The organism is Polyangium sp. 15x6, assembly GCF_029960785.1.
GTDB lineage: Bacteria > Myxococcota_A > Polyangia > Polyangiales > Polyangiaceae > Polyangium.
On sequence record NZ_JASBQE010000013.1, the window covers coordinates 1 to 15,270 of the forward strand.

Genomic DNA, 15,270 nt, shown 5'->3' on the forward strand with positions numbered 1-15,270 from the left:
CAGGGCCCGGGCGGCGCGGGCGGCGTCGGCGGCATCGGCGGGCAAGGCGGCGCGGGCGGCCAGGGCGGCGCGGGCGGCGGCCTCGCGTGCATCGACGGCGACACCAAGCCCTGTTACTCCGGCGACCCCGCCACGCAGGGGCTCGGCGAATGCAAGGGCGGCACCGTCGCGTGCGTGAATGGCCAGTGGGACACGACGTGCGCCGGCGAGGTCTTGCCGAGCGGCGCCCCCGAGGTCTGCGACGGCAAGGACGAGGATTGCAACGGCCAGGTCGACGACGGTATCCCCCAGATCACCTGCGGAATGGGCGCGTGCTCCGTCACGGTCGCGGGCTGCGAGAATGGCCTCGTCCCCGAATGCACGCCGCTCCCGCCCGCGACGGGCGACGCCTGCGATGGCACCGACGACGATTGCGACGGCACCATCGACGAGGGATGCAGCTGCATCGACGGCGCCACCCAGGCTTGCTACTCGGGCGGCTCCGGGACGGCGGGCGTCGGCGCGTGCAAAGAGGGCGCGCAGACCTGCGCGGACGGCAAGTGGAGCGCCTGCGAGGGCGAGGTCGTCCCCGTCGACGAGACCTGCGACGGCGCGGACAACGATTGCGACGGGCAAACCGACGAGAACCTCGGACAAACCACCTGCGGCGCCGGCGCGTGTGTCGTCACGGCCCAGAACTGCGTGAACGGCGTGCCCCAGCAGTGCACCCCGCTCCCCGGCCAGCCCGAGCAGTGCAATGGCCTCGACGACGATTGCAACCTCCTCATCGACGATAACCTCGGCACCGTCACGTGTGGCCTCGGCGCGTGTCAGGTCACGGTCGCCGCGTGCGTCGGCGGGCAGCCCAAGGCGTGTGTCCCCAAGCAGCCCCAGGCCGAGGCCTGCGACGGCATGGACAACGATTGCGACGGCACCATCGACGACGGCAACCCCGGCGGCGGCGTCGCCTGCACCACGCCCCTGCCGGGCGTCTGCGCCTCCGGCACGCTCACCTGCACCTCGGGCACGCTGCAATGCGCGCCGAACGTCCAGCCCTCGGCCGAGACCTGCAACGGCCTCGACGACAACTGCAACGGCCAGACGGACGAGGGCAACCCCGGCGGTGGTGCGTCATGCCAAACGGGCCAGCTCGGCATCTGCGCCACGGGCACCTCGGCCTGCCAGGACGGCCAGATCAAGTGCACCGCGATCGTCCAGCCCTCGGTCGAGATCTGCGACGGCCTCGACAACAACTGCAACGGCGCCACCGACGAATCGAACCCCGGCGGCGGCGGCGCGTGCGCCACGGGAGGGCAGGGCGTCTGCGCCACGGGCACGCTGCAATGCCAGAACGGCCAGCTCTCGTGCATGCAGACCACGCAGCCCACGGTCGAGCTCTGTGACAACAAGGACAACGACTGCGACGGCCAGATCGACGAGGGCAGCCCCGGCGGCGGCGGCGCCTGCAACGTGCCCGGCAAGCAAGGCATCTGCGTCGCCGGCACCTTCCAGTGCCAGAGCGGCGCGCTCACGTGCGTCCAGACGAACCAGCCCCAGGCCGAGACCTGCGACGGCCTCGACAACGATTGCGACGGCCAGACCGACGAGTCGAACCCCGGCGGCGGCGGCGCCTGCAGCGTACCCGGCAAGCAGGGCGTCTGCGTCGCCGGCACCCTCCAATGCCAGAACGGCGCGCTCGCGTGCGTCCAGACGAACCAGCCCTCGGCCGAGGTCTGCGACGGCAAGGACAACGATTGCGACGGCGCGACGGACGAGAACAACCCGGGCGGCGGCGGCGCTTGCGTCACGGGCCAGCCCGGCGTCTGCTCGGCCGGCATCACGCAATGCTCCGGGGGCGCGCTCGTCTGCACGGCGACGGTGACGCCCACGGCCGAGACCTGCGACAACAAGGACAACGATTGCGACGGCCTCACGGACGAGAACAACCCGGGCGGCGGTGCGGCCTGCAATACGGGCCAGCCCGGCGTCTGCTCGGCCGGCACCACGTTATGCGCCGGCGGCTCGCTGCTCTGCAGCCAGAACGTCTCTCCGACGGCCGAGATCTGCGACAACAAGGACAACGATTGCAACGGCCAGGTCGACAACGGCAACCCCGGCGGCGGCGCGGCCTGCACCGTCTCGGGCAAGCTCGGCGAATGCGCCAAGGGCGCGGCCGCCTGCACCGCGGGCACGATCGCCTGCGCGCAGACGATCTTCCCGACGACCGAGGTCTGTGGCGACGCGAAGGACAACGATTGCAACGGGACGGTCGACAATGGCTGCGCCCCGCCGTGCGCGCACAGCAAGTGCCAGGCGGGCGGCCCGCTCACGAGCGGCTGCAGCAACGACCCCTGCATCGCGCAGGTCTGCGTGGTCGACTCGTACTGCTGCACCAACGATTGGGATGCCCAGTGCACCGCCGAGGTCGACTTGTACTGCGGCGGTGGGACCACGGCCATGTGCTGCGCGCACAACGTCTGCCAGGTCGGCGTCCCGCTGACCACGAGTTGCAGCGCGTGCGCCGCGGCGGTCTGCGCCGCCGACTCGTGGTGCTGCAACAACGAGTGGGACGACATCTGCGTGGACAAGGTCTACACCTACTGCGGCGTGGCCTGCCCGTGACCTGACGCTGGGCCCTCGGCCCAAAGGAAAAACCCCCGCGGATCGTGCAGATCCCGCGGGGGTTTTTCTTTGGCGTTCGAACGAAACGTCAGCCGACGTCCGTCATGCGCCGGTAGCGGATCCGGTGCGGCTCGTTCGCGTCGGCGCCCTTGCGCCGCTTCAGATCCGCCTCGTAATCCTGGTAGTTCCCCTCGAACCACACGACCTTGCTGTCGCCCTCGAACGCGAGGATGTGCGTCGCGATGCGGTCGAGGAACCAGCGATCGTGGCTGATGAGCACCGCGCAGCCGGCGAACTCGAGCAGCGCCTCCTCGAGCGAGCGCAGCGTGTCGACGTCGAGATCGTTCGTCGGCTCGTCGAGCAGGAGCACGTTGCCCCCGCGGCGGAGCAGTTTTGCCAGGTGCACGCGGTTGCGCTCGCCGCCCGAGAGATCACCGACCTTCTTCTGCTGATCGGCGCCCTGGAAGTTGAACGACGCCACGTACGCGCGCGAGTTCACCTCGCGCTTGCCCACGAGCAGCGTCTGCTCGCCGCCCGAGATCTCCTGCCAGACGCTCTTGTTCGGATCGAGCGCGTCACGCGACTGATCCACGTACGCGAGCTCCACGCTCTCGCCGATCCGGAGCGCGCCCTTGTCGGCCTTCTCGAGGCCCATGATCATCTTGAACAGCGTCGTCTTGCCCGCGCCGTTCGGCCCGATCACGCCGACGATGCCGCCGCGCGGCAGCGAGAACGAGAGATCGTCGATGAGCAGCTTGTCGCCGAACGCCTTCGTCAGGTGATCGGCCTCCACGACCACGTTGCCGAGGCGCGCGCCCGCCGGGATGTGGATCTGGCTCGGCGAGTACTCCTTCGCCTTCTGATCCTCGGCGAGCAGCGTCTCGTAGGCCGCGAGGCGCGCCTTGCTCTTGGCCTGCCGCGCGCGCGGGTTCATCCGCACCCACTCGAGCTCGCGCTCCAAGGTCTTCTGCCGCGAGGACTCCTGCTTCTGCTCGAGCTCGAGGCGCTTCTTCTTCTGCTCGAGCCAGCCCGAGTAGTTGCCCTCGTACGGGTAGCCCATGCCGCGATCGAGCTCGAGGATCCAGCCCGCCACGTTGTCGAGGAAGTAGCGATCGTGGGTCACGGCCACGACGGTGCCCGTGTACTCGGCGAGGAACCGCTCGAGCCACGCCACGCTCTCGGCGTCGAGGTGGTTCGTCGGCTCGTCGAGGAGCAAAAGATCCGGCTTTTCGAGGAGCAACCGGCAGAGCGCCACGCGGCGACGCTCGCCGCCCGAGAGGTGCTCGACCTCGGCGTCCGGGGGCGGCAGGCGCAAGGCGTCCATCGCTCGCTCGAGCACGCGATCGAGCTCCCAGCCGCCCGACGCGTCGATCTTGTCCTGCAGGACCCCGTACTCTTCGAGCAGCTCCTCCATGTTGTCCGGCGACTCGCCGAGCAGCACGCCGATCTCCTCGAAGCGCTTCATCAGCTTGCGCGTCTCGGACACGGCGGCCTCGACGTTCTCGAGCACCGTGCGGCCCGCGTCGAGCTTCGGCTCCTGCGGGAGGAAGCCCACGCGCGTGCCGTCGGCGGGCTTCGCTTCGCCGAGGAAGTCCTTGTCGGTGCCCGCCATGATCCGGAGCAGCGTGCTCTTGCCTGCGCCGTTGTGCCCGAGGACGCCGATCTTCGCGCCCGGGAAGAAGGAGAGCCACAGGCCCTTCAGCACCTCCTTGTTCGGGGGGTGCACCTTCCGGACGTCCTGCATCGTGAAAATGAACTGATGCGCCACGTTTCTCTTACCGCTCTAGCGAGTTGATGAATGGTGAAGTGAGGAGGGGCGGCGAAGGATACTGAAAGCCGACGATTCGTCACGCCCGACGTGCGGGTTCTCCCGAACGTTCAGGCCTTTCCGAGGACCTTCCGGACGAGCGAAAGGTCCTTCTTGCCAAGCTCGCCCGTCACGACGAGCACGGAGAGATACAGCGCGCCGGTCACGAGGCCCTCGATGAGCACGGCCGGTTTGCCGAGCCAAGGCAGCCGCATCCCCACGGCCACCGTCACGGCCGCGGCCACGACGACCCGCACGAGCGAGAGCGGCGCGACGAACGCACCCGCCTCGCGACGCAGCGCGATCGCCGCGATCACGGCCACGAGGCCGAGCGCGATCGACGTCGAGATCGCCGTCCCGAAGAGCATCGGCGGGCCGAACGGGAGGCGCGGCGTCACCACCATGCACCCGAGCGCCACGAGGCAAACCGCGAGCGCGTTGAAGGTCGCGCTCATCCGCTCGCGCCCGAGCCCCGTCAGCGCTGCCGAGCTGATCCCGAGGATCGCGAACGACCCCATCCCGAGCGCGAGCACCCGCAGCACCGGCCCGCCGTGCTCCCAGATCGCGCTCGATTTGTAGGCGAAACGCAGCACGTGCGGGGCGAGCGCCGCGATCGTCCCCGAGACCGCGCCCGTCACCACGAGCGCGATGCGCACGCCGGCCCGCGTGTATTCGGCGACGAGCGGCTCGCTCTTCTCGGCGCGGGCCTTCGCGAGCATCGGGAAGAGCACGAAGCTCACGGACATGAGGAGCTGGTAGGGCAAAAACGAGAAGAGCTGCACGCCGCGGTAGATCCCGATGAGATCGTCGGACGCGGTCGCGGCGAGCCCGAGCCGGCCAGCTTCACGCCCGACGAAGCGGCTGAGCAGAAGGAGGTCGGTCTGGAGCAAGAGGTTCAGCGCGAGCTGGCCGAGCGCGAGCGGGCCGAGAAAGCCGAGGTACTCGCGCGCGCTCGGCCCCGCCGCGCCGCTCTTGCCCACGCCCGAACGTGTGATCGCGATCGGCACGATGAGCGCGGCCGCGGAGACGAACCCCAGCGTCGCGCCGAGCGTCCCGCTCCCGCCGAGTCGCAAGAGCACGAAGGCCCCGGCGCCCATCCCGAGCGTGCGGACGAGCCCGTAGCCCACGTCGAGCCCGGCCTGATCGAGGAAACGCCTGCGCCCGTTCAGCGATCCGACGAGCGGCGCGTAGATGCCGTAGAGCAGCACCACGGCGGCGACGATGCGCAGCGGCGTCGCCACGTGGGGCGCGCCGACCTCGGCCGCGATCGTCCCCGCGGCGAGCGCGAAGCCGAGCGAGAGCACGACCGCGAGCACCACGTGAACACGGAGCGTGCGCGCGAAGGCCGCGTCCACGTTCTCCTCCGCGGCTGTCGAGACCACGCGGGACACGCCCTGGATCGCGGTCGCGACGACGACGTTGTTCAGCACGCCGACGATCGCGAGCACGCGGGAGATCTGCCCGTAGCCGGCCTGCCCGAGCAGCCGTTCGAGGAGGAGCTGCTGGGCGAAGCCGAAGATGATGAACGAGACCTTCGCGAAGGCGATGGCGAGCCCGCCGCGGCCGGCCGTGCGTGCGGCGCTCGGCGCGGCGGGCGCGGCACCGCTTCCGGCAGGCGCGGGGGCGTTCGTCGCGGGGGCGGGCGCGGCGTCTTGCACGGCGGCTTCTTCGCAGAACACGCGGGGGAGAGCAACCGCTCGTTACCGGGCCGGGAGGCGTTCTTCGCGTGGGCTCGAAAAAAGTTCTTGACGGACGAAGCTCCGCGGGTATCCTCGCGGTCCGTTTCGACGACGCCATTCCAGCTTAGCTCAGTCGGTAGAGCAGGCGGCTGTTAACCGCCGGGTCGCTGGTTCGAGTCCAGCAGCTGGAGCCAATCTCCTTCGAACGAAACTGAGGCCTCGGAGAGCAATCTCCGGGGCCTTCGTCATTTTGTCCCACGTTCCCGCGACCTTCGAGGGAGCCGAGAACAAGGAACAGCTCGAGAGACACCATCTCACATCGCCTTCGCCTCGGCCGTCCGGACGGAGTATTCGGTGCCGGACTTGAACGGGATCAGCATCGACGTGAAGCCGTTGCGTGGGTCGCGCATGAAATCCACGTAGGGACGGTAGTCACCTTTCATGACACCGACGTTGTCGGCGACGACCACGGCGCCGGTACGTAGCCGTGGCCGGAGGAGCTTCACCACGTCGACCGACTTCTGCGGGAAGCCATCGATGAGCGCCATGTCGACTTCTCCAGGCAACACGCGGAGTGTTTCGAGCGCATCGCCGACGCGGATCTCGACGATGTCGGCGAGACCGGCCTCCTCGATGTGCATCTGCGCGCGCGCGGCCTTCTCTGGGACGAACTCGGTACCGATGACCTTGCCACCACCGTTCGCACGTACGGCAGCGGCAAGCCAGATCGTCGAGATGCCGAATGACGTGCCGAACTCGACGACGAGCTTCGCCTGAAGCGCGCGCACGGTCTGATGACAGAACGCACCTTGAGGACGCTCGAGCGCGATGAACTTGTCCGCGAAATAGCGCGAGCGGAGAGCCGAGGCGTCATCGAGGGCGACCTTACGCCCCAGAAGGAGGGCGGGCAGCTTCGGGAGATAGTGGAGTGCCAGACCGAAGGATTGCTTATCCGCTTCTTCATGAAGGCGGCGCAACACGCGCGCTACGCGTGAATCGGTGAGCACAGAAAAGGGATCAGGCTTCGTCATCGTTCCTCCTGCTGTCGAATGACAGCGCTCGTGGCTTACCATCGGGCAAAAGAGAGCCCCGTATCGCCCACGGGCTCGACTTCGCGAACGCGTTGGCATGGCAGAGAAGGCAGATCCCGTCGTTGTTGACTGCATTGCGCAATCAAGACAAATTGTTTTTCAGAACGGCCATGGCAGCGAAGCGGCAGAATTCGGGGGCGACACGGATTGCGCATCCGACGGGCTGGACGTTTCGCGGACGTGGGCGAAGCGAATCGGCGTCGGCGAGCGTCTTCGTCGTCGCGCCGTTCGCCGGATCGGCGGTCATCGCATCCACCAAACGACGGAGCCGCGGATCGATCGGCATCGGCAGGCGATGCTTCTCGATCGAGACCGTCGCGAGCTCGTCGAGGAGCACGCTCATCAGGCGCGCGTCCTGTCCTTCGAGGTCGTAGAGCGCGGGACGCGTCGCCAGGCGAAGCAAGAGCTCGCGGAAGAGCGGCGTCACCGACTGCGGCATGTGTTTGCGATTGACGTGATGGTGTGTCCCGAATGCTCGGGCAACATGCGCTGGCGGGCGGTGGCGCTCACGCGCGTTCAACGATGGGGGCTACGCCCGGTAAAACCGGGCTCCGCCCCCAAACTCCCGAAGCGATCGCGGCGGGATTGGCTCGAGTCGGGCTCTCCCCACACGGGCCGCCGAGGAGGCCGAGAGCGCCGAGGGGCCAGTCCTAAGCGCCGACGCCAAAGGTGGAGGCCCGACCGCGGTGCAGGAGGGCGTCGAGCTCGGCGGGTACTACGTGCCCGGCCCCCCGAAAGCGCCGGGAGCGGCTTACGAGCTCGCCCTGGTCACCGTATACTTGGAAACGGTATGGGTCCTCGCGTGGGTGTCGATCGATTGGTTTCGCCTGGGCATACCGACGCCGCCCTCGATGAAATCCGTGAATTGGCTCGGCTTCTGCGAGCGTACGCTGCGGGAGGCCGAACCCGATCCGAGCGAGGACGAGGGGGAGGTCTACACGACGAATGGGCCTCGGAGATCTCCACATGTCCCCGTCGAACGTGACCTCCGTCGAGCGAACCGGCGATCCCGCGGACGGGAGCGGGAGCGGGCTCGGCGAGCGGCTCGGCGATCTCTTCGCGGCGCTCGGGGCCGGCGGTGATGTTTTGCCGCCCGCGACGAGCGGGCTCGAAGAGCACGGCGGATCCGTCGCGATCACGATCGGGCTCGACGACGAGGGGTTTCGCTCGCGATCGAAAGAAGGAGCGCGCCGGGGGGATTCAGCCTCACGACCGCGCTCGGCAATCACTCATCCGTGTAGACCGCTACAACGATGATGTCGAACGAGCTGTTTCCGGCATTGCGCGGGTTGCCGATGTAGAGCTTGTCGTACTTATCGACAGGTGTCTGCGTTCCGGTATGGATGTTCGTGAACGCGGTCTTATCGCTCCCCTTGTGGTCTTCCGCGACGTCGAAGTAGATTTCGTTGTAGTAGCTATTGCTGTTGGGGGCGATGTCCCACCGCAGATGGATCGTCGACTCGGGAACGCTGGTCGTCCCAAAGTCATCGCTGGAACGCCACTTCTGGCCTTTCATGGGCGTGGACAATGAGGTGACCCGTGCAATCACTTTCTCAGGCATGGACGCTTCTACTTCCGTTGAGGTGGAGGGTTCGACGCCATGAGCAACAACCGCGCCCAATGCCAGCCTCCGCTCGGGTCCAACCAATCTGTGCTTTACCTCGCGTACGCTGGCGGGAAAGAAGGTGGATCATCGTCAGGATCGATGCCGAACTTCGACATCTCCCCCTCCCTACGTAGACATGCCATGCTCCTCGCGGGCGGGTATCACATGTCCGTAGAGGTCCAGCATCCCGTCTTCGCACCCCGCTCTTGCATCAGGAAAACTCCATGGCCGGCTTTCGCCGGGCCGCCGCGATGGGCATCGCCGGCGTCGTGTTCGACGTCTTCCTCACCCGGGACCAGCGCGTCGTCGTCAAGGTCGTCCGGCGCGCCGGCGCCGAGGCGCGAGCTCCACGCCGAGATCGGGCGCGCTCCGGGCAACCAGAACCCCGAGATGCTCATCCTTGCCCTGATGGAAGCGAATCCCGTCGGTTGGGCCTTCGGCTCGACCGTGGTGAACGTCGAGCACACGCTCATCGATTCGGATACGGTAAAGCGGTTCCACGACCGCACCATGGCCATCGGCGCTGATACGATGTTCCCGCGCGACGGTGAGCGTGCTTCCGTGGTGATGGGCTTCGACATTCACGCGGGCGCGTGCGCGAGTACGCGGAAGCGTATCTCGAGATGATCGGACAACCGACGCGACCGCCGGAGAACGGATCATGAACTGGGAAGACGTCATCACACACGACCGGCTCCTCGAGCATCGACGATGGGCCATCGCGCGCGACCGGCGCAACCCGGACGACGTGGGTTTGACGATCGATCCCGCGCGTATCGACGATTCTCCGGGCCGCATTCAAGTGAAAGGAATGCGCTTCAGTCATTTCCCGGTGAGGAACGAGACGCTCACCGGGGCGCGCTTCGAGGACTGCCATTTCCTGAAAATGAGGTTCGGCGCCGCGAACATGAACAACATCGAGCTCCTCGGCTGCACCTTCGTCGAGACCGTGATGAATTTCGTACCGTTCGGGTACGCGACGATCCGCCGCTCGACGTTCACGCGGTGTAACCTCGTGAAGGCGGGCTTTCGCGACGCGACGGTGGAAGACACGCGCTTCGAGGCCACGCAGCTCACAGCGGCGAAGTTCGTGCAGTCGACGTTCCGCAACGTGCACCTGCGCGGGTGCCGGATGAACGAGGCTCTGTTCCGGGAGACGACGTTCGAGGATTGCGATCTCCGCGACGTGGATATGTCCGATGGCTGGTTCCAGGGAGCGAATTTCGTGCGCTGCGACCTCCGCGGCGTGACCCTCTGGTCGATGGCGGGGGCCGAGCCTCGATGGCATTTCGAGCAATGCCAGTCCGACGGCCCGCTGCCGCCGCCCGCCGGCGCGCCTAGGGCCCCGTGACGTCCTCGAACACGGGCGGATCACCGCTCATCCCGTCGAGCGCGGCGCCGAGGAGGTTCGCATCGCGAAACCTGACGGCGCGCGTCGTGGCTCCCGTGAAGCGCGCGCCGCTGAGATCCGTCCCCGTAAAGCCGACGCTCTCCAGCGTCGCGCCGGTGAAATCAGCGTGATCGAGCGCCGCGCCAATGGGGTAAACCCTCTCCCACGAGGTCCCGCGAAACGAGGCGCCGCGGCCGTGGACGCGCTGCAAGCCACACGCGACAAAGATCGTCCGCTCGAACGTCGCGCCCTCGAGGTTGGCGTCGTTGAGGTCCGCGTTGCGGAACTCCGAACCGGTGCAATCGGCGCCGTCGAGGCGCGCGCCGCTCAGATCGACGCGCCGCACGGCGGTGCCCACGAGGCGAGCTCCCGAGAGATCGGACCTCGCGAGCGACGCGCCGTCGAGCTTCGCGCCCGAGAGATCGGCGCCCGCGAGCCTGGACTTGGGGAAGGCGATTGCCGTGAGGTCTGCCCCCGCGAGCTTCGCGCCCGAAAGATCGGCAAGGACGAACACAAGCGTTTTTTTTCGATTCGCGTTGAAGTGGGTGATGTCGTCCCACAGGCTGCGGAGCAGCCGCACATCCTCGAGCGGGCCGGGATCCGCCTCGATCGCGCGCAAGCCCGCGATGTCGGCGCCCTCGAGGCGCGACATCGCGAGTGAAAAAGCGTCCACGCGCGCCCCCGCGAGGCTCGCTCCCGTCAAGTCGAGCCCCGAGAGCAGGGCCGCCCCGAGTTCACGCCCCGAGAGATCGACGCCCCGCAAGTCGATCCGCACCCCGAGCCCGAGCGCATTTTTCTGATCGTTGAACGCTTTTGGGTCGCGGAACAGGAGCTCGAGCCATCCATCGCGGTCGTTCGGAGAGAGCATGATCGCTCCTGTATATCGCCGGCGACGGGCGCCCGGAAGTGCGATGAGTTTGGGGCGAAGCCCCAGCTCAGGGGCCATGCAAAGGCGCATCCGCTCCGGCGGTGATACGATGGGGGCGATGCTCTCTCCGCACGACAAGCATGCTTGGCTCGAGCTGCTCCGGCGCGACGTCGAAGCCTTCAATGCGCAAAGGAGCGCGCTGCCGCACCCCACGCGCATCGATCTTCGTGGCGCCGATCTCGCGGGGCTCGATCTCGGCCGGGCCATGCTCGGGTGGTGCGATTTGACCGAGGCTCGGCTCGCGGGCGCGCGTGTCGATGCTCTCGCGCTCGTGAGATCGCGCCTCCAGGGCGCCGACCTCACGGACATCGAGGTGATCGATCCCGAGCAGCGAGAGCGGCTCGAGCTCATCCGTTGCTTGTGGGACGACGTCGGCCTCTTCAACGCGCGGCGGCGGAGCCCCTGCCCGAACCTCATCTCCGCCGATTTGTCGGGCGCCGACCTCGGCGGCGCCAACCTCGGCAGCGTCGTGCTCGATCGGGCCAACCTCGAGGGCGCGGATCTTTCGCGCGCGGATCTCGCGGAGACGGCGCTCGCCGACGCGAACCTCGAGCGCGCGCGTTTCGCGGGCAACGTCCTCAAGGCCACCGACATGCGCCGGTCGCGGCTCGCGGGCGCCGACTTCACGGGCGCGAAGCTCAAGTTCGTCAGGCTCGATCGCGCCCACCTCGACGGCGCGAATTTCGAGCGCGCGGTCTTCGATACCTGTCCCATGCAAGACGCAGAAGGGCGGGGCGTCTCGTTTCGCGCGGCGACCTGGCGCAGCATTTTTCCCATTTGCGCTTCGCTGCCCGAGGCCGATTTCAGCGGTGCCTCGTTCGAGCGCGTGCGGTTCACCGAGACCCGCCTCCGCGGCGCTCGGTTTGCCGGCGCCTCCGCGCGTGCCCTCGAGTTCCGCCGCGCCGATCTCGAGGGCGCGGATCTCGAGAGCATGACGGGCGAGCCTCCCACGTTCGAGGACGTCGTGGGGCATTGAGGCGAAACGCTCGCGGGCCGCAAAATCATCGAATGTCCTCTCACTCGTCGGGTTCGTCATCCTCGTCATCCTCGTCATCCTCGTCATCCTCGTCGATCGACCCTTTCGGCGCGAATGGCTCGAGGACGGCCACGACGTCCGCGAGCGGGGGGCGCCGGCCGGGCGAGGGGTCGAGCCCCTGCGCCACGATGGCCGCGAGCTCGTCCGGGCCCGTCCATGCGCGCCGCTCGCCGCGCCGCATCGCCGCGGCTTGCTCGGCGAAATCGCCGGCGAACGGAGGCTCGCCCGTCGCCCAGCGCGTCAGGATGGCGCACAACGAAAAGACGTCGGCTCGATCCGTCAGCTTCGCTTGGTCGAGGAGGATCTCCGGCGCCATGTAAATGTCGGGCCAAGGAGCCATCGGCGCCGGGGATTTCCATACCTCGTTGCGGGTCGTATCGAACGGCGGATCGTTCCAATATTTCGCCGGTAGGTCGTCCGGCTCCTCTGCTCGCCAAGTCGTGAAGACGTTTTCGAGGTGAAACCCTTTGCCGCCGGGGGCAAGGCGGGCGTCGATCTCGGGGGCCAGCACGTCCGAGAGGCCGTACTCGAGCGTGTCCCGCACGAGCTTGAGCGGGTCCTCGGTGACATGGATTTGGTTGTTCCTCACGTACACGATGCGCATCGTCGTTTCACCTGGTGCTGCCTCCGCCGCCGCCCCCGCCCGCCGGGGGGCTTCACCTTCATCTTGGTGTTATTTAGGCTCGTCTCGGAAATCCACCACGATTCGATCCGACCGGGCACGCCGTTTTCGATCTCGCGTGCGACCGTGACGTGAACGAGCACGGGGTCCTTGCTCCCGGCGGTGTACCCACGGTTTCACATGATCCGATTTCATGGAGTACTCGTCCCGAATGCGGCGCTGTGCAGGCACGTCGTGGCCTCTGCACGTCCGTCGGCTCTGGCGGTGGAGCCAGCTCCTATGAGCATCGGTCGTGGATGCACAGGTTTGCCCGACAGCCACGAACATTGCGCCCAAGTACGGAGGACGGAGAACCCCAGGGCGGGAAGCGGGTCTCCGAATGGTGTATGAGGATCCAGTTGGCCGCCGCATGGGAAGCATGCTACGCGCCCGAGGAGGCGGAAACCCTCGTTTATTTGTCCTAGATGCAGCACGATGGTTCTAGACGACAACACGAGGCTGAACATCGATGGGTTGTGGCTGCGCCTGACGCCGACCGAGCGAGGGCCCCTGCTCGCCACGGACCATCCGCGCGAGGATCCGCGGCTGACGCTGGCGCTCGTCGTGAACGAGGCGCTCAAGGGACGCTGGCCGGACCTCGAAGCAGCGATCGCGGAGCGGCGGAGCACGATCGTCCCCCAGGCGCTGGGCGTCACGCACATACCCCCCGAAACGGTCACGTACGCGGACCGCTTGCAGTGGCGCAACCTCGGCGGGAAGACGAGGCTCGACGAGAAGGACGTGTACTCCCTCGGGACGACGTTCACCGTAGGCGACGTGATCATACCCGGAAAAAACCTCCTGAGGATCCTGTCGAAGCTCCGCGAGCTCCGGGGAGAAGGGCCGCCGGTCGGCGAAGAGGAGGGCGAGGCGCCCCGAGCCCTCACGGAGCCACCTATTTCGCTGCTCACGTCGGACATGGCCGTCGAATTGGACGAGCGCGCCGCGGAGCTCGATCAGGCGGCCGTCCAAGAGGTGCCGAAGACGCCGCGGGAAAGGGGGGCGCTCTCGGCCGGGCGGACCGGCTTGTTCATCGACATGGATGCATCGGGCCTGTTCGAGCCGGGGGACGAGGAAGAAAAACGGAAGTGGCTCGTGGAGGCAGGATTGACTGCGCTGCTAGGCTATTACGACGCCGGCGTGGCGCTCGTGCGCTACCTGCGCGATCCGGCGCGCCGGAGGTACATCCCGGACGCGCCCGAGGACGAGGGGGTGCACGACGCGTGGGTGTCGATCGATTGGTTCCGCCTGGGCGTGCCGACGCCGCCCTCGATGAAACCCGTGAACTGGCTCGGCTTCTGCGAGCGCACGTTGCGCGAGGCCGAACCCGAATCGTTCGAGAGCAAAGGCGAGGTCTTCACCCGGGTCGGCAGCGAGACATACCACATCGAATGGCGCAGGGACCTCTGGAAACCCGCCGTCCTCCGGGCCTCCGTGATCGAGCCACCTTGACCGCGCCCGCGCGCCGGAGAGCCGCGCCCCCGTCAGATCCAGCCCCGAAAGGCGCGCGTCCGCGAGATCACGCCCCGCGAGATCCGCGCCCCGAAGATTGATGCGTACTCCGGGCGCGAGCGCATCCCGCTGCGCGTTGAACGCGGCGACGTCACGCTGCAAGAGATCGATCCACGCATCGCGATCCTCCGGAGAGAGCATGTAGCTCCTCTATCACCACTGCGGGCAGGCGCGCAGACGTGCGTAGGGGGAGGGGGCGCGTGACCCGAAGGCACCCGGGGGTATGAGCGCCCGTTTTGGGGTGAGCCCGATCACGAATAGGCGCGTCTGAAAGTCGCCTGCGCGCGTCTGAAAGTCGCCTGCGCGCGTCTCGAAGTCGCGTGTAGGCGTCTCGAAAGTCGCGCCCACGCGTCTGGAAGTCGCCTGCGCGCGTCTCGCAGCCGCCTGCGCGCGTCTCGCAGCCGCCTGCGCGCGGCGTGGGGTTGGTTGAAGGCGTCTCGAAGTCGCGCCCACGCGTCTCCAAGGCGTGTGCGCGCATCTTCCCGACGCGTGCGAGCGTCCTCCGGGTCGGCTGAAGGCGCCTCCAAGACGCTGCGACGCGACCTTGAATGCAGCTTGGGCGTGATCCGCCCGGTCCCAACCATTCTCTCCCTCGGGCTCGCCCCCCGATGGCAAGGGGAGCAGGGCGACGAGCCCGAGGCCAGCGTCGAGCGCCGCGCCGCCTCGATGCCCGAAGCCGGCGAGCACGCGGCGTGCACCCTCGGGAGCGCTCAATTCATCTTTCGCAGCCTTGCGGTCTCGACGTTCGGAAGCACTCGAAACCGACCATTGCCAGCGAAATCCACCACGCGAGGCCCGCGCAATGCCGGCTGCAGATGCATCAAGCCGCTCGGTTGCCCTCGCGTGCTGACGACGAATCCGAGCACGGACCCATGCTTCGCCTCGTCCTCACTGGCGTACGGCATCACGACAAGCTCGCATCCAGCGGCAAAGGACGCGCAGAGTCGGCGGACCACGGC

Annotated in this window: 13 protein-coding genes, 1 tRNA gene and 1 pseudogene; 6 read left to right on the forward strand and 9 right to left on the reverse strand. The window is 67.6% G+C overall.

Annotated features, from left to right (window positions below; translation table 11 throughout):
- Positions 1-2,601 (forward strand): MopE-related protein (locus QHF83_RS12220; RefSeq protein WP_282417968.1); only part of this gene is annotated, 2,601 nt, incomplete at its 5' end.
- A gap of 88 nt (positions 2,602-2,689) precedes the next feature.
- Here QHF83_RS12220 and ettA read toward each other — a convergent pair.
- Together ettA and QHF83_RS12230 are read right to left on the reverse strand one after the other, a co-directional pair.
- Entirely contained in the window at positions 2,690-4,369 is a 1,680-nt protein-coding gene (gene ettA / locus QHF83_RS12225; RefSeq protein ID WP_282417969.1) for an energy-dependent translational throttle protein EttA, read from the reverse strand.
- 110 nt (positions 4,370-4,479) lie between these two features.
- The gene (locus QHF83_RS12230) at positions 4,480-6,087 is read right to left on the reverse strand and encodes a lipopolysaccharide biosynthesis protein (protein WP_282417970.1); all 1,608 of its coding nucleotides are present in this window, start codon (positions 6,085-6,087) and stop codon (positions 4,480-4,482) included.
- A 118-nt stretch (positions 6,088-6,205) separates the two neighbouring features.
- Between QHF83_RS12230 and QHF83_RS12235 the strand changes: the two genes are divergently transcribed.
- A tRNA-Asn gene (locus tag QHF83_RS12235) sits at positions 6,206-6,281 on the forward strand.
- A gap of 120 nt (positions 6,282-6,401) precedes the next feature.
- Here QHF83_RS12235 and QHF83_RS12240 read toward each other — a convergent pair.
- Both QHF83_RS12240 and QHF83_RS12245 read right to left on the reverse strand, forming a co-directional pair.
- Positions 6,402-7,118 carry a class I SAM-dependent methyltransferase gene (locus tag QHF83_RS12240; protein WP_282417971.1) on the reverse strand — a complete coding sequence of 239 codons (717 nt, stop codon included), beginning with the start codon at positions 7,116-7,118 and terminating at the stop codon, positions 6,402-6,404.
- A 142-nt stretch (positions 7,119-7,260) separates the two neighbouring features.
- Positions 7,261-7,617 carry a hypothetical protein gene (locus tag QHF83_RS12245; protein WP_282417972.1) on the reverse strand — a complete coding sequence of 119 codons (357 nt, stop codon included), beginning with the start codon at positions 7,615-7,617 and terminating at the stop codon, positions 7,261-7,263.
- 527 nt (positions 7,618-8,144) lie between these two features.
- Here QHF83_RS12245 and QHF83_RS12250 point away from each other — a divergent pair.
- Complete coding sequence (locus QHF83_RS12250) at positions 8,145-8,435, forward strand: hypothetical protein (protein WP_282417973.1); 291 nt, start codon at positions 8,145-8,147, stop codon at positions 8,433-8,435.
- Here the strand turns inward: QHF83_RS12250 and QHF83_RS12255 are convergent.
- Positions 8,404-8,739 (reverse strand): DeoR family transcriptional regulator, encoded by a 336-nt coding sequence (locus QHF83_RS12255; RefSeq protein WP_282417974.1) that lies wholly within the window; start codon positions 8,737-8,739, stop codon positions 8,404-8,406. The two genes, QHF83_RS12250 and QHF83_RS12255, sit on opposite strands and share 32 nt — an antisense overlap.
- A gap of 206 nt (positions 8,740-8,945) precedes the next feature.
- Positions 8,946-9,365 (reverse strand): hypothetical protein, encoded by a 420-nt coding sequence (locus QHF83_RS12260; RefSeq protein WP_282417975.1) that lies wholly within the window; start codon positions 9,363-9,365, stop codon positions 8,946-8,948.
- Positions 9,366-9,445: 80 nt separating this feature from the next.
- Between QHF83_RS12260 and QHF83_RS12265 the strand changes: the two genes are divergently transcribed.
- Positions 9,446-10,135, forward strand: a complete 690-nt coding sequence (locus tag QHF83_RS12265; protein ID WP_282417976.1) for a pentapeptide repeat-containing protein — start codon at positions 9,446-9,448, stop codon at positions 10,133-10,135.
- On the opposite strand, the gene QHF83_RS12270 is transcribed toward QHF83_RS12265, so the two are convergent.
- The gene (locus tag QHF83_RS12270; RefSeq protein WP_282417977.1) at positions 10,122-11,042 is read right to left on the reverse strand and encodes a pentapeptide repeat-containing protein; all 921 of its coding nucleotides are present in this window, start codon (positions 11,040-11,042) and stop codon (positions 10,122-10,124) included. The two genes, QHF83_RS12265 and QHF83_RS12270, sit on opposite strands and share 14 nt — an antisense overlap.
- A gap of 118 nt (positions 11,043-11,160) precedes the next feature.
- On the opposite strand from QHF83_RS12270, the gene QHF83_RS12275 reads away from it, so the two are divergent.
- A complete protein-coding gene (locus QHF83_RS12275; RefSeq protein ID WP_282417978.1) occupies positions 11,161-12,078 on the forward strand; it encodes a pentapeptide repeat-containing protein in 918 nt (305 codons plus the stop codon).
- A 40-nt stretch (positions 12,079-12,118) separates the two neighbouring features.
- Here QHF83_RS12275 and QHF83_RS12280 read toward each other — a convergent pair whose 3' ends face one another.
- On the reverse strand, positions 12,119-12,727 hold the full coding sequence (locus tag QHF83_RS12280) for a hypothetical protein (protein ID WP_282417979.1): 609 nt from the start codon (positions 12,725-12,727) through the stop codon (positions 12,119-12,121).
- A 507-nt stretch (positions 12,728-13,234) separates the two neighbouring features.
- On the opposite strand from QHF83_RS12280, the gene QHF83_RS12285 reads away from it, so the two are divergent.
- Positions 13,235-14,251: a hypothetical protein gene (locus QHF83_RS12285; RefSeq protein ID WP_282417980.1), complete on the forward strand. Its 1,017-nt coding sequence runs from the start codon at positions 13,235-13,237 to the stop codon at positions 14,249-14,251.
- A gap of 15 nt (positions 14,252-14,266) precedes the next feature.
- Here QHF83_RS12285 and QHF83_RS53460 read toward each other — a convergent pair.
- Positions 14,267-14,452, reverse strand: a pseudogene (locus tag QHF83_RS53460) (pentapeptide repeat-containing protein); the annotation flags it as partial.
- Positions 14,453-15,270 lie beyond the last annotated feature (818 nt).